This is a genomic window from Nocardia sp. NPDC024068, from assembly GCF_040638875.1.
Taxonomy (GTDB): Bacteria; Actinomycetota; Actinomycetes; order Mycobacteriales; family Mycobacteriaceae; genus Nocardia.
In genome coordinates this window covers 18,581-39,344 of sequence record NZ_JBEZYU010000024.1, presented here as the reverse complement: position 1 = coordinate 39,344, position 20,764 = coordinate 18,581, and the positions used below count along the sequence as shown (strand labels likewise).

At 68.9% G+C, this 20,764-nt stretch carries 20 protein-coding genes; 9 read left to right on the top strand and 11 right to left on the bottom strand.

Annotated elements, in window-relative coordinates; all coding sequences use genetic code 11:
* Positions 1–82: 82 nt before the first annotated feature.
* The 3 genes from rplT to infC all read right to left on the bottom strand — a co-directional run bounded on the left by rplT (position 83) and on the right by infC (position 1,541).
* The gene (rplT, locus tag AB0F41_RS19180; protein ID WP_357425546.1) at positions 83–463 is read right to left on the bottom strand and encodes a 50S ribosomal protein L20; all 381 of its coding nucleotides are present in this window, start codon (positions 461–463) and stop codon (positions 83–85) included.
* A gap of 113 nt (positions 464–576) precedes the next feature.
* On the bottom strand, positions 577–771 hold the full coding sequence (gene rpmI, locus AB0F41_RS19175) for a 50S ribosomal protein L35 (protein ID WP_357425544.1): 195 nt from the start codon (positions 769–771) through the stop codon (positions 577–579).
* A 143-nt stretch (positions 772–914) separates the two neighbouring features.
* The gene (gene infC, locus AB0F41_RS19170) at positions 915–1,541 is read right to left on the bottom strand and encodes a translation initiation factor IF-3 (protein ID WP_357425542.1); all 627 of its coding nucleotides are present in this window, start codon (positions 1,539–1,541) and stop codon (positions 915–917) included.
* 16 nt (positions 1,542–1,557) lie between these two features.
* On the opposite strand from infC, the gene AB0F41_RS19165 reads away from it, so the two are divergent.
* The 3 genes from AB0F41_RS19165 to AB0F41_RS19155 all read left to right on the top strand — a co-directional run bounded on the left by AB0F41_RS19165 (position 1,558) and on the right by AB0F41_RS19155 (position 2,818).
* The gene (locus tag AB0F41_RS19165) at positions 1,558–1,713 is read left to right on the top strand and encodes a hypothetical protein (protein ID WP_357425540.1); all 156 of its coding nucleotides are present in this window, start codon (positions 1,558–1,560) and stop codon (positions 1,711–1,713) included.
* A 179-nt stretch (positions 1,714–1,892) separates the two neighbouring features.
* The gene (locus tag AB0F41_RS19160; protein ID WP_357425538.1) at positions 1,893–2,420 is read left to right on the top strand and encodes a DinB family protein; all 528 of its coding nucleotides are present in this window, start codon (positions 1,893–1,895) and stop codon (positions 2,418–2,420) included.
* 56 nt (positions 2,421–2,476) lie between these two features.
* Positions 2,477–2,818, top strand: a complete 342-nt coding sequence (locus AB0F41_RS19155; RefSeq protein WP_357425536.1) for a DUF1844 domain-containing protein — start codon at positions 2,477–2,479, stop codon at positions 2,816–2,818.
* 153 nt (positions 2,819–2,971) lie between these two features.
* Here the strand turns inward: AB0F41_RS19155 and AB0F41_RS19150 are convergent, their stop codons facing one another.
* Together AB0F41_RS19150 and AB0F41_RS19145 are read right to left on the bottom strand one after the other, a co-directional pair.
* A complete protein-coding gene (locus AB0F41_RS19150; RefSeq protein WP_357425534.1) occupies positions 2,972–3,451 on the bottom strand; it encodes a DUF1801 domain-containing protein in 480 nt (159 codons plus the stop codon).
* Positions 3,452–3,523: 72 nt separating this feature from the next.
* Positions 3,524–3,880: a VOC family protein gene (locus AB0F41_RS19145; protein WP_357425532.1), complete on the bottom strand. Its 357-nt coding sequence runs from the start codon at positions 3,878–3,880 to the stop codon at positions 3,524–3,526.
* A 248-nt stretch (positions 3,881–4,128) separates the two neighbouring features.
* Here AB0F41_RS19145 and AB0F41_RS19140 point away from each other — a divergent pair, with 248 nt between their 5' ends.
* Genes AB0F41_RS19140 through AB0F41_RS19130 form a run of 3 tightly spaced genes read left to right on the top strand, consistent with a single transcriptional unit; the run spans position 4,129 to position 9,340 of the window.
* A complete protein-coding gene (locus AB0F41_RS19140) occupies positions 4,129–7,020 on the top strand; it encodes a LuxR C-terminal-related transcriptional regulator (RefSeq protein ID WP_357425530.1) in 2,892 nt (963 codons plus the stop codon).
* 54 nt (positions 7,021–7,074) lie between these two features.
* Complete coding sequence (locus AB0F41_RS19135) at positions 7,075–7,692, top strand: TetR/AcrR family transcriptional regulator (RefSeq protein WP_357425528.1); 618 nt, start codon at positions 7,075–7,077, stop codon at positions 7,690–7,692.
* Positions 7,693–7,735: 43 nt separating this feature from the next.
* The gene (locus AB0F41_RS19130) at positions 7,736–9,340 is read left to right on the top strand and encodes an FAD-dependent monooxygenase (protein WP_357425526.1); all 1,605 of its coding nucleotides are present in this window, start codon (positions 7,736–7,738) and stop codon (positions 9,338–9,340) included.
* A gap of 12 nt (positions 9,341–9,352) precedes the next feature.
* Here AB0F41_RS19130 and uvrA read toward each other — a convergent pair whose 3' ends face one another.
* From uvrA to AB0F41_RS19115, 3 genes are all read right to left on the bottom strand, one after another.
* Positions 9,353–12,403: an excinuclease ABC subunit UvrA gene (gene uvrA / locus AB0F41_RS19125; RefSeq protein ID WP_357425524.1), complete on the bottom strand. Its 3,051-nt coding sequence runs from the start codon at positions 12,401–12,403 to the stop codon at positions 9,353–9,355.
* On the bottom strand, positions 12,388–12,531 hold the full coding sequence (locus AB0F41_RS19120) for a hypothetical protein (RefSeq protein WP_357425522.1): 144 nt from the start codon (positions 12,529–12,531) through the stop codon (positions 12,388–12,390). The genes uvrA and AB0F41_RS19120 overlap by 16 nt, the downstream gene beginning before the upstream one ends.
* A 270-nt stretch (positions 12,532–12,801) precedes the next feature.
* Positions 12,802–13,944 carry a beta-ketoacyl synthase N-terminal-like domain-containing protein gene (locus AB0F41_RS19115; protein ID WP_357425520.1) on the bottom strand — a complete coding sequence of 381 codons (1,143 nt, stop codon included), beginning with the start codon at positions 13,942–13,944 and terminating at the stop codon, positions 12,802–12,804.
* Between the two features lie 197 nt (positions 13,945–14,141).
* On the opposite strand from AB0F41_RS19115, the gene AB0F41_RS19110 reads away from it, so the two are divergent.
* Together AB0F41_RS19110 and AB0F41_RS19105 are read left to right on the top strand one after the other, a co-directional pair.
* Positions 14,142–15,476: a diguanylate cyclase gene (locus tag AB0F41_RS19110; protein ID WP_357425518.1), complete on the top strand. Its 1,335-nt coding sequence runs from the start codon at positions 14,142–14,144 to the stop codon at positions 15,474–15,476.
* A gap of 192 nt (positions 15,477–15,668) precedes the next feature.
* Positions 15,669–17,936, top strand: coding sequence for an ATP-binding domain-containing protein (locus AB0F41_RS19105; protein ID WP_357425623.1), 2,268 nt, complete (start codon positions 15,669–15,671; stop codon positions 17,934–17,936).
* 76 nt (positions 17,937–18,012) lie between these two features.
* On the opposite strand, the gene AB0F41_RS19100 is transcribed toward AB0F41_RS19105, so the two are convergent.
* The 3 genes from AB0F41_RS19100 to AB0F41_RS19090 form a co-directional block, all read right to left on the bottom strand.
* Positions 18,013–18,465, bottom strand: a complete 453-nt coding sequence (locus tag AB0F41_RS19100; RefSeq protein WP_357425516.1) for a universal stress protein — start codon at positions 18,463–18,465, stop codon at positions 18,013–18,015.
* Between the two features lie 328 nt (positions 18,466–18,793).
* Complete coding sequence (locus AB0F41_RS19095) at positions 18,794–19,207, bottom strand: DoxX family membrane protein (RefSeq protein ID WP_357425514.1); 414 nt, start codon at positions 19,205–19,207, stop codon at positions 18,794–18,796.
* A 133-nt stretch (positions 19,208–19,340) separates the two neighbouring features.
* Positions 19,341–20,219 carry a helix-turn-helix domain-containing protein gene (locus AB0F41_RS19090; protein ID WP_357425512.1) on the bottom strand — a complete coding sequence of 293 codons (879 nt, stop codon included), beginning with the start codon at positions 20,217–20,219 and terminating at the stop codon, positions 19,341–19,343.
* A 56-nt stretch (positions 20,220–20,275) separates the two neighbouring features.
* On the opposite strand from AB0F41_RS19090, the gene AB0F41_RS19085 reads away from it, so the two are divergent.
* The gene (locus AB0F41_RS19085; RefSeq protein ID WP_357425510.1) at positions 20,276–20,746 is read left to right on the top strand and encodes a VOC family protein; all 471 of its coding nucleotides are present in this window, start codon (positions 20,276–20,278) and stop codon (positions 20,744–20,746) included.
* Positions 20,747–20,764: the final 18 nt, after the last annotated feature.

The following is a 20,764-nucleotide window of genomic DNA, read 5'->3' as shown; positions in this document are numbered from 1 at the left end:
CGAAAGCACGAAGGTCCCCTCCCATCGGGAGGGGACCTTCGGCACCATCGGACCGGACGATCGCCCGGGAACGGTATACGACTCAAGCAGCCGGGGCGTTGACATCCTGCGGCAGCGCGGCCTTGGCGACGGCGACCAGGCCGGCGAACGCCTCGGCATCGGAAACGGCCAGCTCGGCGAGGTTCTTGCGGTCGACCTCGACGCCGGCGGCCTTCAGGCCCTGCACGAAGCGGTTGTAAGTGATGTCGTTGGCGCGGGCCGCGGCGTTGATACGGGCGATCCACAGCTTGCGGAAATCACCCTTGCGGGCACGGCGGTCCCGGTAGGCGTAGGTGAGCGAGTGCAGCTGCTGTTCCTTGGCCTTGCGGTACAGGCGCGACCGCTGCCCGCGGTAGCCCTTGGAGGCCTCGAGGATGGAACGGCGCTTCTTCTGAGCGTTGACGGCCCTCTTGACGCGTGCCACTGGTCAGTCCTAATCGATCTTGGGGGTGCCCGGTCGAGCGCACCCGAGTGGGTCGGTTCTTCGGCGTCCGGTCGCGGTTGCGGTGCCGGACGGTATCGGTCCCGGGAAGGGGATCAGATACCCAGCAGCTTCTTCACACGGCGGACGTCGGGTGCGGAGACCGACTCCGTGCCGTCCAGACGACGAGTCCGGCGGGAGGACTTGTGCTCGAGCAGGTGCCGGCGGTTGGCCTGCTGACGGCGCAGCTTGCCCTTACCGGTCACCTTGAAACGCTTCGAAGCGCCGCTGTGGCTCTTCATCTTGGGCATGGCAACCTCAATCTGTGTCGTGCCCGCGCAGGGGCGGACCGGTGTACTGGTCAGCGTTATTGCAGGCTCGACGCAATAGCGCTGCGGCGTACGCCGCGGTGTGTGCGGATCGGCGCCGCGGTGTGCGGCGGCCTACGCCGTTGTCATTGCGCGACCGGCCGGCCGGAGTTCGGAGCCGTGCCGCCGGGCTGCGACCGGACCGAATCCTCGGCGGCTTTGGCCCGCGTCTTCGCACCCTTGTGCGGGGCGAGGACCATCGTCATGTTGCGGCCGTCCTGCTTGGCCGAGGTCTCGACGAAACCCAGATCCGCCACATCGGAGGCCAGCCGCTGCAGCAGCCGGAATCCGAGTTCGGGCCGGGACTGTTCGCGCCCCCGGAACATGATGGTGACCTTGACCTTCGACCCCGCCTCCAGGAAGCGCACCACATTGCGCTTCTTGGTCTCGTAGTCGTGATCGTCGATCTTGGGCCGCAGCTTCTGTTCCTTGATCACGGTCTGGACCTGGTTCTTCCGGGACTCGCGCGCCTTCTGCGCGGTCTCGTACTTGAACTTGCCGTAATCCATGATCTTGCAGACCGGCGGACGAGCGTCCGGCGCGACCTCTACGAGGTCCAGGTCTGCTTCCAGGGCGACGCGTAATGCATCTTCAACACGCACGATCCCAACCTGTTCACCGCCGGGTCCGATGAGACGGACCTCGGGAACACGAATGCGATCGTTGATGCGGGTCTCAGTGCTGATGGGGCCTCCTAGGTCTAGCGGTGTCATCCGACGACCGCTCGAAATGAACCCCTGGTTCAACACGAAGGCCCCGTTGCGGTATTTCGCCGCGACGAGGCCCGATGTCGACCGGTCCGCGCAGGTGGAACACCTGCCGCACGATCCCGGGGTGACCGTGATCGTGAACCCGCCATTCGAGGCGGGTGACCGGACCGTTTGACCAGGTGATCGCTCACCGGCAACGGTGGGAGTCGGGCTCCACTTATCTGCCCCGGACAGGACCGGGGCGGTCGTCGCCGAAAAGTCTAACAGCCTACCGCCCGATCACCGAATCGGCGGGGCAACGCCGTCGGCAAAACCCGTTGCCGGGGCCCGGGAGCTGTGCCAGGCTCGGCGACCGTGAGTAGCCGCCGCGACCTCCTGCGCTGGCAGTTCGACCTCGTCTGGTCGCTGTCCCAGCTGCATTTCGACGCCCTGACCGACGACGACAGCCACTGGGCGCCCGCCGGGGTGATCTGGACGGTCCATCGCGGCGCCGACGGCCGCTGGCGTCCCGATTTCGCCGAGACCGAGCCCGACCCCGTACCGGTGCCCACCATCGGCTGGCTCACCTGGCATATCGGCTGGTGGTGGAGCTCGGCGATCGCCCACGCCGAGGGCCACCCGATCCCCGAGCGTACCGAGGTCTACTGGCCCGGAGATACCGCGGCCGCGCTCGCCTGGCTCGGTGCGCTGCGGGATCGATGGCTCGGCGTCCTGGACCGGCTGGACACCGCGGAACTGGAGCGGGCCACCTCGTATCCGTGGCCGGCCGAGGCGGGACTCACGGTCGCCCATCTGGCGGCCTGGGTGAACGGCGAACTGATGAAGAACGCCGCCGAGATCGGCCAGCTGCGAATGCTGCGCGCGGCCGGTCCGTTGCGCTGATACCGGCGGCGGTCCCCGGCCCGGCAGCCCGATCGCGCCGACCTTAGGGTGAGGCAATGACCGAACAGCCCGATGCCGAGGTGCGCGAACTGGCCGAGATTCCCGCTGTGGAGGTGATCAGCCGCGCCGCCGTGATGCTGATGAGTTCCGCCGCGGAGAAACTCGGGCTCGCCGACGACGACCCCGAGAACAGTCCCCGCCGGGATATGGACGAGGCCCGCCGGGTCATCACCGCGCTGGCCGGGCTCATCACCGCGTCGGTGGAATACCTCGGCCCGCACGCGGGACCGCTGCGCGAGGGTCTGCAATCGCTGCAGAAGGCCTTCCGGGAGAGTTCCTCGGTTCCCGACGCGCCCGGGGCAGGCCCCGGCGAGAAGTACACCGGCCCCGTTCACTGATCCCCGGGGCGAGGTCGCCGACGGGTACCTGCCCTGCGCTGCCGGATGGCGATCGTTGCCGCGACTCCCCCCGGCGCCGATCGGCATCGGCCCGCGCCGCGCCCGGCGTCATGATGTCGCGGCAGGCGCAGCGCGGGTAGCACGGCAGGGTTGTCAGCCCTGGGCCCGTTTCACCAGGTCGCCGAGGAACTTCTCATCGGCCGCGGACAGGGTTGTCAGCGCGAACGCAGTCGGCCATACGGAGCCGTCGTCGAGCCGGGCCGGATCGTTGAAGCCGAGAGTCGCGTACCGCGCCTTGAACTTGGCCGCGGACTGGAAGAAACAGACGATCTTGCCGTCGCGGGCGTACGCGGGCATGCCGTACCAGAGTTTCGGAGACAGATTCGGCGCGGCCGCCTTGACCAGGGCGTGGATCCGTTCGGCCAGGGCCCGGTCGGCGTCCGACATCTCGGCGATCTTGGCCAGCACATCGGCCTCGCCGTCGGCCGCGGCCGTGCGGGAGCCACGACGGCGGGCGGCCGTCTTCAAATCCTGGGCGTGCTCTTTCATCGCGGCGCGTTCCTCGTCGCTGAACGCGACGGCAGACGAGGTCTTCGCGGCGGCGCGGGTGGTGGTCTTACGGGTGGTGGTCATGATGCTGGTCCTTCGTCTCGGTTCGGAGCCGGTGGCGACCGCGATGCGGGCGCGCCGGGGCGGTAGGTGGTGTCAGCGGTCCTGGAGCAGGCCCAGGACGTTGCCGTCGGGATCGGTGACGGTGGCGACGCGCCGGCCCTCGCCGACCTCGCGCAGGGGTTCACGCACCGTGGCACCGGCAGCGACGACCTCGGCGAGCTTCGCCTCGATATCGGGCACGTGCCAGTACGCGACCGGGCCGGTCATCTGCTGGGGTCCGCCGCCGGGCACGAGCCCGATGTGCTGACCGGCGATATCGAATCCGATGTAGTAGGTGCCCTCGGTCTGCGGCGCAATCCCGAGCAGGGCGGCGTAGACCCCCTTGGCCTTCCCGAGATCGGTGACGGGGTGCAGCACGGTCTTGATGGCCGGGGTCGATTCGGTGGTCATCGGAACTCCTGGTGGTGGTCGTCGCTGGAACGGATCTCGGGAGGACGATCGGGATCCCTGTCCATTCGGATCCTGACAATGCTTGTCGCACTTTCTTTTTCGAGTCACATGCCGTTCGTCCTGCTTTGATGGGAACAACATTAGGCCCGGCCGGGCAGCGTGCCATCCGTGCCGACCACGGAACTCACCACGGAGAAAGCACGTAACGGGGCGCACCGCGGCACGGGTGTGTGCGCGAAGATGAGAGCGTGTCGAAGCAGAAGGTCGCCGGCGCGATCTCCGGCCGGGAGGCCGAAGTCCTGGCGCTGGTGGGCCGCCATCGCAGCAACGCCGAGATCGGCGCCGAACTGTTCATCTCGGTGCGCACGGTGGAAACCCATGTGTCCTCGCTGCTGCGCAAGGTCGGCGTCGCCGACCGGCGCGCTCTCGCCGATCGCGCGGCCGCCCTCACCGGACCGGAGCCGGCGATCGCGCCCGAGGCCGTCCTGCCGACGCCGCTCACCTCGTTCGTCGGGCGCTCCCGGGAGCGCGTCGAGCTGCGAGAGGCCGTGACGACACGGCGGCTGGTGACCGCGCTCGGGCCCGGCGGCGTCGGAAAGACCCGGCTGTCCCTGGCCGTGGCCACCGACCTCACCGCCGCATTCGACGACGGCGCCTGGTTCGTCGATCTGGTGCCGGTGACGGACGAGGCACTGATCGGTTCCGCGATCGCCCGGGCGCTCGGCCTCGGCGAACAGCAGGGGCGGACGCTCGACGATTCCGTCCTGACCGCGCTGGCCGACCGGCACACCCTGCTGGTCCTCGACAACTGCGAGCACCTGCGCGAGGGGGTTGCGCCGTTCATCGAACGGCTTCTGGCGCGTTGTCCGCGGGTCACGGTCCTGGTGACCAGTCGTGCCCGCCTCATGGTGCCGTTCGAGTATGTCTACCCCGTTCCTCCGTTGACCCTCGACCCCGAAGACGACGCCGGCCGCACCTCCGATGCCGTGGCGCTGTTCCTGGACCGGGCCGCCGCGCTGGGCTGGCCGATCGACCCCGGCCAGTCCGGCCGGGTCGACGAGATCTGCCGGCGCCTGGACGGCCTGGCGCTGGCCATCGAACTCGCGGTCGCCCGGCTGCCGACGCTGGGGCTGGACGGACTCACCGCGAGTCTGGCGGACCCGCTGCGCCTGCTGGTCGGCGGTCGGCGCGCGGACGACCGGCACCGATCCGTGCGCGCCATGCTCGACTGGAGTCAGACGCTGCTCGAACAACCGGACCGGCTGCTGCTGCGCCGGATCGCGGTTTTCGTCGCACCGTTCGGCGCCGCCGACGCCGACGCGGTCGCCGGCTGTCCCCCGCTGGATTCCGGCGCCGTGCCCGACGGGCTGGCCCGGCTGGCCGAGCACAGCCTGCTCACCGCCGTCCCCTCCGCGACCGGTACCCGATACCGTGCGCTGGAGACCATCCGGCAGTACGAGACCGAGCAGTTGGCCCAGGCAGGCGAGCTCGCCGAGGCGCGCATCCGTCATCTGGACTGGTGCGCGGCGACCGCGGCCGAACTCGCCGCGGAACTGCCGGTCACCGGAGACCGGTGGCGTGACCGGTTCGCCGCGACGATCGACGATCTGCGCGCCGCGCTGGCCTGGGCCGCCGAGGATCCGGACCACCGCGCGGCGGCGCACGACCTCGCCGCGGCGCTGGCCCGGACGACCTTCGCCCGGAACCTGACCGGTGAGGCCCAGCGCCGGTACGAACAGGTAGCGGCGCTCAGCGACGATCCCGTCCACGCCGCGACCGCGTTGCGCCATGCGGCCGCGGTGGCCGGGTGCCGGATGCGGGGCGAGGAGATGTACCGCCTGTACCGTCTCGCCGCGGAAACCGCCGGGCCGGCACAACCGGCGGCGGCCGCCCGTGACCTCGCCACCGCCGCGATCACCGTCTTCCGCCTCTCCGATACTTTCTCGCAGCCACCGGAACCGGGGGCGGCCGCCGCCCTGCTGTCCGAGGCACGGGCGCTCGCCGGCTCGGATCCGGCCGCGGCCGCCGCGATCGCGCTGGCCGATTGCGGAGTGCGCGCCCATACCGGCGACGACGAACACGACCCGCAGGCGGGTGAGGCCGCCGCGGTCGCCCTGGCCGAGCACGCGGTGGCGCTGGCGGACGCGACCGGTGACCCCTTGGCCCGCAGTGCGGCACTGGACGCGCTGGCCGCCGCGCAGTGCTGGATCGGCGATACCTTCGCCGCCGCCGGAACCACCCGGCGGCGGGTCGACCTGCTGACCACCGCGCCGGCCACCCCGGCGACGGCGCTCGAACAGGTCAACGCACTGTCCGAAGCCGCCGAGACCTGTCTCGGGGTGGGTGATCTGGCCGGCGCCCGGCGGTGGGGTGCGCAGCTACGCGATCTGCCGCTGCTGGCCGAACGCGGTGACTTCGCCACGTCCCGGCTGCTGGTGGCGGATGCGCTGGCGGGCAACACCGCCGAGGTATCGGCAGGCGGCGAACGCTTCGCCGACGCGTGGGAGCTGTCCGGTCGCCCGCAGGCACCGCATCTGGCTCCGGCGGCGGCCGCGGTGGCGCTGGTTCATGGCCTGCTGGGTGACGACGAGGCCCGGACACGGTGGCTGGGTATCGCCGGCGCGCTGGACGGCACGCCCGGACATCGAACGGCCTACGGCGCGGTATTCGACGCCCTCGTCCTGCTCCATCGCGGACAGGCCGCCCGGGCCGCTGATGAACTGGCGACCGACCCGGACCGGATGGATGTCCGCGACGTCTGGATCTATCGCCACTGGTATCACGCCCTCCGCGCCGAGGCCGCAGTGCTCGCCGGTGACCCCGGCGCCGCGGATCGGCTCACCTCGGCCCGCGCCGAAGTCGCCGGCGACCCACTCGCGGAGGCGATCGTCGAGCGGGCCGCGGCGCTGCACGCCGGCGATCATCCACGGCTCGCCCCCATCGCGGCGGTCTTCGACGCGGCAGGCTGCCCATATCAGCGCGCTCGGACCCTGGTTCTGGCCGGCAACGACTCTGCCGCGGCCGGACGGAGGGCGTTCGGTGAACTCGGCATCGCTGTGCCGCCACCCGGCGATGACGACGGCACCGCCGGTCACCGGGCCCTCCGCCGGCCGGGACGGCACCGGTCCGCCATCGAGTAAACTTGCCCATTGGGCATATTTGCCTATTGGGCAAGTTTATTGTTAGCCTAGGGTATGACGTACGAACCGGCACTCGGCCTGCGTGAGCGCAAGAAGCTGGACACCCGGCGCGCCCTCAGTGACGCCGCCCTGGCGCTGGTGTTCGAACGGGGCCTGGACAACGTCACCCGAGAAGACATCGCCGCGCGCGCCGGGGTCTCACCGCGGACCTTCACCAACTACTTCGCCGGCAAATACGAAGCCCTCGTCTACCGGCAGACCGAACGAATGCTGCGCGGCGCGGCACTGCTGCGACAACGTCCGGCCACCGAATCACTGTGGACCGCGGTGGCCGAAACCCTGCACGAGGTCTTCGCCGAAGACATGGACAGGGAGGGACTACCCACCGCTGCCCAGCAGACCGAAATCCGCAGTCTGCTGGGGGCGCGGCAGACCCGCACCGCACTACCACCCGACCTCTTCGACGCATGGTGTGCGGCGATAGCCGAACGCACCGGAACCGATCCGCACCGAGACCTGTATCCGCGCCTCGCCGCGGGGGTTGTCGGCGCGGTGCTCGAGAGCGTGGCCCAGTGCTACGCGGACGCGGACCCGCCGATCGCTTTTCTTCCCCTGCTGCTGCGCGGCTTCGCCGAGGTGGCCGCCGGGCTCCCGCAGCCGTCCGCCCACTGACCGACCCACTTCTTCGATCCTCCTGGAAAGGGGGCTACTCGTCATGCCCGAAAATTCCGCCACGACCCGCCGCACCGAGCACCACGACGTGGTGATCGCAGGTGCCGGCCCCAACGGACTGATGCTCGCCGCTGAACTCGCCCTCGCCGGTCACCGCCCGGTGGTGCTGGAATCGCTGGCCGAACCCAGCACCGAACCGAAGGCCAACGGACTGATCGGCCAGGTGGTCCGGCTACTCGATATGCGCGGCCTGTACCGCGAGTTCACCGGCTCCCCGGAGCCACCGCGCCCGCTCCCCGCGTATATGTTCAGCGGCCTGCCGCTGTCCTTCACCGAAGTTCCCGATAATCCCCTGCACGCATGGGGAATCCCGCAACCCCGCCTGGTGCGTCTGCTGCACCGGTGGACACGCGGCCTCGGCGTAGAAGTCCGGTGGCGCCACCGCCTCGCCGATCTGGTTCCGGGCCCGGACGCGGTGACACTCACCATCGACGGGCCGGACGGTGTCCACACCCTCACCACCGGATACCTGATCGGCGCGGACGGGGGCCGGAGCACCGTCCGCAAACTGGCCGGGATCGGGTTTCCCGGCACCACCGTCACCGACGAGGTCACCCGAATCGCGCATATCTCGCTGCCCGAGGGACTCCGCGACACCGACGGCGGACTCCGGGTCCCCGGTCTGGGACCGGTGCCGTTCGGGCACAGCCGTCACGAGGGCGGCACTTTCGCGTTCGCAGAACTGGAGGCCGGGCGCCCGCTCCTCGTCACCACCGAATATCACGAGCCGGACGAACCGACGGCGCAGCCGATGACCTTGCCGGAGATGCGTGCCAGCGTGCGTCGTGTTCTGGGCACCGACCTCCCGTTCGACGCACCCGGCGGGCCGGGACCGCACGCCCTGCGCCGCACCGTCGGCCAGAACACCCGGCAGGCCGAACACTACCGAGCGGGCCGCATCTTCCTGGTGGGTGACGCCGCGCATGTGCATTCGGCAATGGGTGGGCCCGGCCTCAATCTCGGACTCCAGGACTCGATGAACCTCGGCTGGAAACTTGCCGCCGAACTCGACGGCCGGGCACCGGCCGACCTCTTGGACACCTATCACGAGGAACGCCACCCCGTCGGTGCGCGGGTCATGATGAGCTCACTGGCGCAGACGGCGTTACAACGCCCCGGCCCCGAAGTCACGGCGCTGCGCAGCCTGCTGGCAGAGCTACTCGCACAGCCCCGCACCACCGCCCGGATCGCCGGTCTGCTGGCCGGAGCCGATACGCGCTACGACATCGGCGACACACATCCGCTGGCCGGCCATCTCGTACCGGATGCCGAGCTGGTGACGGCCACGGGCCCGGGCCGGATCGCCGAACTGCTGCACGCCGCCCGGCCGGTACTGCTCGACTTCGGTGGTGGCGATATCGCCGCGTCGGCAACCGGGTGGCGCGACCGCGTCGACTTGGTCCACGCCACCGCGAACGCGGCGCCGGTGCGCGCCCTGCTGATCCGCCCGGACGGATATGTGGCCTGGGCGACCGACGACCCGGCACCCGGCGGCGAAGGTCTGCCGACCGCATTGACCCGCTGGTTCGGCCCGCCGGCCACCGTTGCGGACACGGCGCGAACACTGTCCGCGCGGCCCGCACGGTAGCGGCGGCACCGGTCAGCGGAGTGAGGCGGCCTTGCGCGCCAGACGTTTCGCCTTCTGCGGGTCCGGAGCCTGCACGGCCACACCGGAAGCCTCCGCCGGAGCCGCGGCGGCCGCCTTCTTCGCCGCGGCCTTGCGCGCGGGGGTCTTCTTCGCCGGTGCGGCGGCTGTCCGCGCGCTCTTTCCACCGGATCCCGTACCGGTGACCGCGGGCTGGGCCAGTACCTCCTTCAGGAACTGCCCGGTGTAGCTGTCCGGGTTGTCGGCGATATCTTCCGGCGTGCCCTCACCGACGATCGTGCCGCCGCCGGAGCCGCCCTCGGGGCCCATATCCACGATCCAGTCCGCGGTCTTGATCACGTCCAGGTTGTGCTCGATGACGATCACCGAATTGCCCTTGTCCACCAGGCCGTTGATCACCGCGAGCAGTTTGCGGATGTCCTCGAAGTGCAGGCCGGTGGTGGGTTCGTCGAGGATGTAGACGGTCCGGCCGTTGGACCGCTTCTGCAGTTCGGCGGCCAGTTTCACGCGCTGCGCCTCACCGCCGGACAGCGTGGTCGCGCTCTGCCCGAGCCGCACATAGCCGAGCCCGACATCGACCAGCGTCGAGAGGTACCGGTGGATCGAGGTCACCGGTTCGAAGAACTCCGCGGCCTCCTCGATGGGCATATCGAGGACCTCGGCGATGGTCTTGCCCTTGTAGTGGACCTCCAGGGTCTCCCGGTTGTAGCGGGCACCGTGGCACACCTCGCACGGTACGTAGACGTCGGGCAGGAAGTTCATCTCGATCTTGAGCGTGCCGTCACCGGAGCACGCCTCGCAGCGTCCGCCCTTCACGTTGAACGAGAAACGACCGGGCTGGTATCCGCGCACCTTGGCCTCGGTGGTAGCCGCGAACAGGCTGCGGATCTTGTCGAAAACGCCGGTGTAGGTCGCCGGGTTGGAGCGCGGGGTACGGCCGATCGGCGACTGGTCCACCCGCACCAGCTTGTCCAGCTGGTCGAGACCGTTGACCCGGGTGTGGCGCCCCGGAACCTTGCGCGCGCCGTTGAGCTTATTGGCCATCACGGTCGCCAGAATGTCGTTGACCAGCGTGGATTTCCCGGACCCGGAAACACCGGTGACGGCGGTGAGCACGCCCAGCGGGAACGCCACGTCGATGCCACGGAGGTTGTTCTCGGTGGCGCCGACCACGGTGACGCGCCGCTTCTTGCTCACCGGGCGCCGCATCATCGGGATCTCGATCCGCTCCCGGCCGGAGAGGTAGGCACCGGTCAGCGATTCCGGATCGGCGAGCAGTTCGGAATACGGGCCGCTGTGCACCACCCGGCCGCCGTGCTCACCGGCGAGCGGACCGATATCGACCACCCAGTCCGAGGCCCGGATGGTGTCCTCGTCGTGTTCGACGACGATCAGGGTGTTGCCGAGGTTCTTCAGCCTGGTCAGCGTTTCGATAAGGCGGCGGTTATCGCGCTGGTGCAGGCCGATGGAGGGCTCGTCCAGCACGTACAGCACGCCCACCAGACCCGATCCGATCTGGGTGGCCAGCCGGATCCGCTGCGCCTCACCGCCGGAGAGGGTGGCCGCCGCCCGGGACAGCGTCAGGTAGTCCAAGCCGACATCGAGCAGGAAGCCCAGCCGGGCCTGCACCTCCTTGAGGACCTGCCCGGCGATCGCGGCCTGGCGTTCACCGAGGGTGAGCGCGTTCAGGAACTGGGCGCAGTCGCGAATCGACAGCTCGCTGACCTCGGCGATCGACTTCCGCTCCGCGCCGGCGGTGAGGGTGACCGCCAGGATCTCCGGACGCAACCGGGCACCGTTGCAGACCGGGCACGGGACATCCCGCATATAGCCCTCGTAATGCTCCTTCATCTGCTCGGATTCGGTGGAGTCCAGCCGCCGCTGCAGGAACGGCATGACCCCCTCGAAATCGGCGTAGTACGAGCGTTTCCGGCCGTAGCGGTTGGTGTAGACGATATGCACCTGATCCGAGCTGCCCTCGAGCACGGCCTTGCGGGCGCGGGGCGGCAGATCACGCCACGGCGTGTCCAGATCGAACCCCTGCGCCGCGGCGAGCCCGGAGAGCAGTCGCAGGAAATATTCGGCGCTCTGCCCACGCGACCAGGGTGCGATCGCACCGTCGGCGAGGCTCAGTTCGGAGTCGGGAACGACGAGTTCCGGATCGACCTCCTTGCGGATACCGAGACCGGTGCAGTCGGGGCAGGCGCCGTAGGGCGAGTTGAAGGAGAACGAACGCGGTTCCAGATCCTCGATATCGAGTGGATGGCCGTTGGGGCAGGCCAGTTTCTCGGAGAAGCGGCGCTCACGATCGTGGGCGTGCTCGTCACGGTCCACGAAATCGAGCACCACGATGCCGTCGGCGAGGCGCAGCGCGGTCTCGATGGAATCGGTGAGCCGCTGTTTGGCGGTGGGTTTGACCGCGAGCCGGTCCACCACCACCTCGACGTCGTGCTTCTCCTGCTTCTTCAGCTTGGGCGGATCGGTGAGCGGATACACCACACCGTCGACCCGGACGCGGGCGTAACCCTGCGCGTGCAACTGGTCGAAGAGGTCGACGAATTCGCCCTTACGGGTGCGCACCACCGGGGCCAGCACCTGGAACCGGATTCCGGTCTCCATGGCCAGCACCTGGTCGACGATCTGCTGCGGGGTCTGTTTGGCGATGAGTTCCGAGCACACCGGGCAATGTGGGACGCCCGCGCGCGCGTAGAGCAGTCGCAGGTAGTCGTGCACCTCGGTGATGGTGCCGACGGTCGAGCGCGGATTGCGGTTGGTGGACTTCTGGTCGATCGAGACGGCGGGTGAGAGCCCCTCGATGAAATCCACATCGGGTTTGTCCATCTGCCCCAGGAACTGCCGGGCGTAGGCCGACAGCGATTCCACGTACCGGCGCTGCCCCTCGGCGAAGATCGTATCGAAGGCGAGGCTGGACTTTCCCGACCCCGACAGGCCGGTGAAGACGATCAGACTGTCGCGGGGCAGATCGATATCGACCCCCTTCAGATTGTGCTCCCGCGCGCCGCGCACAGTCAGGCGTTCCGCCACCAGGTCGGTCCCTTCTCGTTTCGTTCGTCGTCGATTTGTTCGTCGTCGATTTGTTCGTCGTCGATGGAGCCGCCGCGACCGCCCACGGAGGTGGGTGACAACGCGGAGGACGGCCCGATCGGGCTCATCGGTCCTGTCGCGGCTCGGGCCACGGATGGGCCCGCGCTGATGCTAGGACGGACCACCGACAAGTTTCGCCGAACGGCCGATCACCGGCGGTGGACGTGTGCGCACCCGGGTCTCCCCCGATGCGCTCGCCGCACGAACCACGCTGGTCCGGGCCCGGACGGCCGACGCCCGGCCGCTGGCGCGGGCTCACCCCTCCAGGGTAGGTCACCGCGACGGATCACCGGGGCGTGTCGCCCGTCACCCGCCGCTACCCCGATCCACACCTGTCATCACGCGGCCGGACCGAGCACGACCATCGAGTTGTTTCCGCCCATCCCGAGCGACAGCTTGGCCGTGAGCCCCGGGCCCGCCGGCGTCACACCGTCGAGCAGGCGCGGATGGGCCGGGGCGACGATCGGCGGCGCCGGGATGATCCCGCGGTCGTAGCCGAGGGCCGCGGCCGCCAGTTCCACCGCGCCCGACGCGGCCTGACAGTGACCGACCAGCGGTTTCAGCGAGTACACGGCCGGCCGGTCGTCGAAGACCCGGCTCAGCAGGTCGCGTTCGGCACGGTCGCACTGGGCGGTACCCGTGCCGTGCGCGTTCAGATAGTCGATATCCGTGGCGGCGACACCGGCGTCGGCCAGGGCCTGCCGCGCGCAGTCCACGATCCGGTCGTGACCCGGTTCCACCGACACCACGTGGTAGGCCTCGTTGTTCATCGCACCGCCGCGGACCGTGGCGTACGCGCGGGCCGGACCGCGGGTGAGCACCAGGGCGACCGCGGCCTCCCCCACGCTGAATCCGCGACTGCCCTCTTGGAAGGGCCGGCACCCCTGCAGCGATTCCACCTCGACCACCGCGGCCCCCAGCGCGGCGAACTGCCGGACCAGCTCCGGGGTGGCCGACAGATCGGAGGCCACGCACACCACATCGTCCACGAGTCCGGCGGCGAACCAGAGTTTCGCCTGTATCAGGGCGACGTTGCCGGAACTACAGGCGGCCGAGATCCCCGCCACCGGCCCGGTGAAACCGAACTCCTGACCGATCACCGATACCGGCGTCGATGGCAGCAGCCGCAGGAAATCCCGGCCACCGAAGCCGTCGCCCGCGGGTCCGGAGAACGTCTGCCAGTGCCGGACATCACCCAGCACCGCCGCGTGCACCAGACCCACCCGCGGTCCGGGCCGCCAGCCGCGCTCCCGGGCATCGGCGACCGCTTCGGCCGCGGCGGCGAACATGGCCCTTCCGTATCGGGTGCCACCGGGTCCCGGTTCGCCGTCGGGAACGAGCGCCGCCCAGCCGCCGGTCGCGGGGTCCATCCCGTAGCCGGGTTCGAATCGCGCCGCCGACGTCCCGCCGAGCAGCCCGTCCCAAAGAGTTTCCCGTCCCCAGCCGTACCCGGTGACAGCACCGATTCCGGCAATCGACATAAAATGACCACTGATCCCGGTACCCGCCATGACGGCTCCCTCCCCGGCCCCCGGTCGTTCCCCGCACCGGAAACCACCGAGAACACGTCGTGGACGAGGTCACCGATAAATCACGTCCACGAAATCGATTCTAAGCGTGTGGATACCGGAGTACCGCCGTGTTTGAATGTCCGGGTCAGCCGATAATGGGGGTTGGTATGGGAGATCACAGGGCCTCCGCCGCCGAGCAGCTGGCGCATCGGTACCGATCCCTGGTCGAACACTCCCCGGATGGGATCTGCGTCCACGAACGCGGCATCGTGGTCTACGCCAACCCGGCGGCACTGCGGATCATGGGCGCGAAGAATCTCGCCACCGTGCTCGGCCAGAACATCGCGAGGTTCGTCCACCCCGATTCACGCCAGGCCATGTTCGAGCGGATCGCGGCCCTCACCGCGACCGGCGTCGCCACCGACCCCACCGAGATGACCCTGCTCACGCTGGACGGGCGGGAGATTCCGGTGGAAACCGTCTCGGTGCTCACCGCCTGGCACGATCGCCTGGCCTACCAGGTGGTCATCCACGATCTGTCCGCGCAGCGTTCCGCCGAACGCGCCCAGCGGCGCGCCGAACAGCATTTCACCACCGTGGTCTCCCAGTTGGAGGAAGGCGTCGCGGTGATCTACCAGGACGGCACCATCGCCTCCGCCAACCCGGCCGCGCGCCGGATCCTCGGGATCGACGAACAGGCCCCGCTGGTCGGCTCGAATATCACCGGCCTGCCGCTGGAACTGCTGGACGCCAACGGACGGCCGCTGCCACCGACCCGCCACCCTGTCGCCCGCACCCTCGCCACCGGCGAGACCATCAGCTCTTTCGTCTTCGCGGTGGTCCGCCCGGACGGCCAGCGCCGCTGGCTGGCCCTGTCCAGCCGCCAGCTCAACCCGGACGATCAGGGCGCGGCCGCGGTGTGCTCGTTCACCGATATCAGCGAATACCTGGCCGGGCGCCGCCAGCTCGAGTACCAGGCCACCCACGATCCGCTCACCGGACTGGCCAACCGATCGCTGATCCTGTCGCAACTGTCGGGGGCGCTGGCCGCCAGCGGCGCGTACCGCAGCATTTCCACGGTCATGTTCATCGACCTGGACGGATTCAAATCGATCAACGACACCATGGGGCACGCCATCGGCGATACAGTCCTGCGGATCGTGGCCCAGCGACTGCAGCGCGCGCTGCGCGCCGAGGATATGGTGGGGCGGCTCGGCGGCGACGAGTTCCTGGTGCTGCTGGCCGGACGGCCCGGCGACGAGGAACTCGTACCGCTGGTGCAGCGGTTGCGGACGGCGATGGCGGAGCCCATCGTGGCCCGCGGCCACCGGATCGCGGTGCACGCTTCCATCGGCGTGACCACCCTCGAACCCGGCGATCCCCGCTCGCCGGAAGCGGTGCTCCACGACGCCGATCTGGCCATGTACGAGGCCAAGGGGCCGGGTAAACGTGGCGGGCCCCTCGGTCCGGGGCTGTTCGGGGACAACTCCCACGTCTCCTGACTCTCCCCGCCGGCCTGCGGAGACGGCACGGCCCCGGTTGCGGCAGTAGAATCGACAACTCTGTGCACGTCACCGTGCCGTGTTGTGCCGTGCCCTGTCCCGACGTGGGTGAGAAGGAGCCAGAACTTGCCCGACAATCGCACCGAGGAACGCCTCGCCGTCCGAGAACCCGTGGAGGGGGACGCGGCCGCGGTGACACGAACCATCGATCAGGAGCAGGCGCATCTGACGGTGCTGTACAACCGGCTGGACGAGATGCGGGCCTATGCCGACAAACGGCTGCGCACCGTCCTGCTGGAGACCGGGGGCACGCCGCAGGCACGGACCGAACGTGAATCGTTCACCCAGCTCTACACCGAAGACCTGGCCAAATACGATGCCGCCGAGCACGGCCTGTGTTTCGGCCGTATCGATCTCGCCGAGGATCACGACGAACCGGAACCGCGCTATATCGGCCGCCTCGGCATACTCGACGAGGACAACGATTACGACCCCCTCCTCCTGGACTGGCGCGCACCCCTGGCCCGCCCGTTCTATCTGGCCACCACCGCCGCCCCGGACGGCGTCGTGCGACGCCGGCACATCCGCTCCCGCAATCGCCGGGTCACCGGGGTCAACGACGAATACCTCGACCTGGAGGTGGCCCGGGCCGCGGGGGTCACGGCGTCCGACGGCGGGGTCGGCAGCGAGAGCGCGCTGCTGGCCGCATTGAACGCGGCACGCACCGGGCAGATGTCCGACATCGTGGAGACCATCCAGAGCGAGCAGGACGCGATCATCCGCGCCGAGCACAAGAGCGTGCTGGTGGTGCAGGGCGGGCCGGGCACCGGGAAGACGGCGGTCGCGCTGCACCGCGCCGCCTATCTGCTCTACACCTATCGCCAGCAGCTGGCCAAGAGCGGTGTCCTGATCATCGGCCCCAATGCCACCTTCCTCGACTACATCGGACAGGTGCTGCCCTCGCTCGGCGAGACCGGAGTATTGCTGTCCACCGTCGGCGATCTCTATCCGGGCGTGAAGGCCACCCTCGCCGATTCACTGCGCGCGGGAGAGATCAAGGGCTCGCCGACCGTACTGGACGTGCTGAAGAACGCCGTCCGCGACCGGCAGCAGGTCCCGCGGGAGCCGATCGAGCTGACCTTCGACGGCTATCCGCTGACCTTGGACCGCAAGATCGTCACCCGGGCACGCGGCCGGGCGCGCAGCTCACGGCGACCGCATAATCTGGCCCGCCCGGTTTTCGCGTCGATGGTGATCGAAGCGCTCACCGACCAGCTCGCACACACCATGGGCGCCGACCCCGCGGGTGGCGGCCGTAGTCTGCTCAGTGCCGCCGACCTCGGCGAGATCAGCGACGAACTACGGGCCGACCCCAAGATCCAGCGCGTCCTCGGCGAACTGTGGCCGCTGCTGACCCCGCAGCAGGTACTCGGTGACCTGTTCGCCGAACCGGAGCGCCTCGACAGCGCGGCCGGCAAGATCCTCGATCCGCAGGACCGGGCCGAATTGGTGCGGCCGGGCACCGGCGAGTTCAGTGCCGCCGATGCCCCGCTGCTCGACGAATTGGCCGAACTGCTGGGCACCGATGACGCGGAGGAACGCGAACGCGCCCGCCGGCGCTGGCGCGCTCAGCTGGCCGAAGCGCAGGACGCCCTCGATATCCTGACCGGTTCGGCCCCGCAGGATCTCGAGGACGATCTCGATCCCGAGATCCTCATGGCCTACGACCTGATCGACGCAGGCCAGCTCGCCGAACGCCAGCAGGTGCGCAACCGGCAGACCACCGCGGAACGCGCGGCGGGCGACCGCACCTGGACCTATGGGCATGTGATCGTGGACGAGGCGCAGGAACTCTCCGAAATGGCCTGGCGCATGGTGATGCGCCGGATTCCCAACCGCTGGATCACCGTGGTGGGCGATATCGCGCAGACCGGCGATCCGGCGGGGGCCCGCTCCTGGTCGCAGATGCTGGAACCGTATGTTGCCAAACGCTGGAAGCGCACCGAGCTGAGCGTGAACTACCGCACCCCCGCGGAGATCATGGCGGTCGCCGCCGATGTGCTGGCGGTGATCGACCCCGACGCGCGCACGCCCAGGTCGGTCCGGGAAACCGGCCGGCCGCCGCGTGCGCACCGGGCGCCTGCGGCCGATATCGGAAAGGTGCTGGCGGATCTGCTCGCCGAGGAGTACGGCCCGGGTACGGCGGCGGTACTCGGACCGGCCGGCCTGGTGGCCGAATTATCCGGTCTGGCCACCGAATCCGTCCGGGTGCTCACGGTGACCGAGGCCAAGGGCCTGGAATTCGACGCGGTGTATCTGGTGGAACCGAGCTCGGTGATCGCCGAATCACCCCACGGCCGCAACGACCTGTACGTCGCGCTCACCCGCGCCACCCAGCGGCTCACCGTGGTGCACAGCGGCGATCTCCCGCCGGAGCTGCATCGCCTCACCACAACCTGAGACGGCCACTGCACGAAGACGACCGCTCTGCCCGGGATCATGGCCCCGGACAGAGCGGTCGTTCACCGATCGCGTCTCAGCGCACGGTGTGCACGATCAGCACATCGGATTTCGATTTACGCGCCACATCCGAGGGCACCGAACCCAGCAGGCGGCCTGCCAGGGTGTTGAGGCCCCGGTTGCCGACCACGAGCAGATCGGCCTGGGTTTCGCGCACCAGATCCAGCAGGGATTCGACCGGTTCGCCCACGATCGGCTTCTCGACGATCTCCTTGGCGCCCGCCGCCGTCGCCCGATCCCGCGCCACGCGCAAGATCTCGTTGGTGGGCGCCGAGCCGCGGACCTGGTACGCCTCGTCCTTGAGCATATCGCTCGCGGCGGCGACATCACGGTCGTCGGTCGGGTAGTAGGCGCAGGCCACGATCAGCGTCGATCCCGAGGCTCCGGCCAGAGCGGCGGCCTTCTCCACGGCGACATACGACGAGTCCGAGCCGTCGGTACCGACGACAATGGTCCGGTAGGCGGTCATCTCTCCTCCAACTGTGCGGGGTATAAACGCGGCTGCGGCTGTGCTCGATGCTCGCGAAATCGGGCAACGGCGCAGCGACTGCGTAGACCTTATCCGCAACCACGGCCGTATCGGCCGGATTCGTTGCACATCACACGTACCGGCGGTGACCGGAGGTGTTTCACAATCGGTGCCGCCGAACCACTCACGCCGCGCCTACCTGCCGATTCCCGGTGCCGCATGAACAAACCTGTGATCTGTCACAGGAAATGCGAACAGTATTGCCGCCCTGGGATTTTGCTCACACGACGTCACGCCCGGCAGTTCCGGGCCGACTATTCCGCTCCGCCTACAGCGAGAACAGCGGACCGGTAATCGTCAGACCCAATTCCTCGGTATGCGCGAAAAAGGCGAACAGCATCACCAGGGCACCCGCGAGCGCCAGGTCCTTGTTGAACTGAATCGTTTCCGCCTGGGTCGCCTCGGCGTCCGTTTCCTTCCAGAAACTGTGCATCATGATCATGGTCGGCACGATCATCACGAACAGCAGCAGGCATCCCAGATCGGCCCAGATTCCCAGCAGGATGCTGAGACCGCCGAGCAGCATGAGCGCCCCGGATGCCTGCACTGCCAACTCGGGCATCGGCACACCCTTGCTCTGCGCGTAGCCGGCCATGGCCTTGGTCTGGGTGAAATGTCCGAGCGCCGAACTCAGAAAGAGAATGACGAACAACACGCGGCCGATCAACACTACGACATCCATGCCGAGCTCCTCAATATTCATTGAGGCATGAGCGAGGGCCCTGCGGCGGCAGGCTTCGCTACCGCCTCCGGGCCTGATTCGCTCATGCCGACTGTCGCGTACGGGTACCGCCTACCTGCGAGGTCACTTCCCATTATGACGTCGGCAACACCTTCGAGGTCACCTCGTCGCGCGAGCGTAACGAATTCTTGGCATATTCCAGCGGCGCCATTCCGACTTCCGCGGTGAACTCCCGGGTGAAATGCGCCTGGTCGAAATAACCGAGTTCGGCGGCGAGCACGGCGAGGTCTCGGATCCGGCCCCGGGCCAGCAGATCGGCGCCGTCCTGGAGCCGATACCGGCGTAACACCCATTTCGGGCCGGCGCCGATATAACGCCGGAACAGGCGCTGGAGGGTGCGTACCGGTACGCCGAATCGATCGGTGACCTGATCCACCCGGGTCAGTTCGGGATCGCCGGCCATGGCGGCGACGATCTCGCGGACCAGGCGGTAGTGCGGGTCGGGGGTCGTCCGGACGCGATCGGCGAGATACTCCTCGACCACGCGACGGCGGCCGGGATCGGTGGGTTCGGCGAGCACCCGGTCGACCAGGCCGCCGGTATCGGGCAGTACCTGCGTCAGCGGGACGGCGCGATCGCGGAACACCCCCACATCCATACCTGTGAAAGCCCCGAACCCGCCGGGCCGGAACCGGACGCCGAACGTTTCCCCCTGTCCGGCCAGTTCCCTGGCGAATTTCCTGGTACACACCCCATTGACGAATCCGCCGAATCCGCCGGATCCGCCGTCTTCCCGCTCGAAGGTCAGATGCACGCTGGGAAACGGCAGCACCTCGGCGGTATAGGGCGCGCGGCCTCGCATATCCCAGCGCACCGACCAGTACCACTCCACATAGCCCGCCACCCCCGCTCCCGCCGGGAGCCGATTCAGCGTGCGATACCGCTCCTGTTCGTAGGGATGCAGAATCGCTTTGCGGTCACCGGCCGGTGGCACCGCCCCTCGATCGGTCACGGGCGGTGTCGCTTTCTTACAAGATCCGGGAAGCCCGGCGGAGCAGAGTCGTACCCATGAGCGAAACAGTGAATCCGATCCCCGAGGGCTACCACTCGATCACCGTTTTCATCGCGGTCCCCGACGGCAACGCCGCGATCGACTTCTACACCGCGGTGTTCGGCGCCGAGGTGCTCTCCCGCAACGATATGCCCGACGGGCAGCCCGTCCACGCCGAACTGAAGATCGGCGATTCCACGATCCAGCTGGGGCTGCCGGTCCCGGAGCAGAACGTGCTCGCGCCCAGCGGCGACTGGGTGCACACCTCGCTGGTCCACTACTGCCCGGATGTGGACGGGGTGCTCACCCGCGCCCGCGCCCACGGTGCGAAGGTCGCCGAGGACGCGGCCACCTTCGTCACCGGCGACCGGTACGGTGCCCTGCTCGACCCGTTCGGGCATCGCTGGGTGGTCATGACCCGGGTCGAGGAGGTCTCCCGGGAGGAGGCCGAACGCCGGGTGAACGAATGGCTGGCCACCCAGGGCTGATCCCGGGAACCGGCGCGG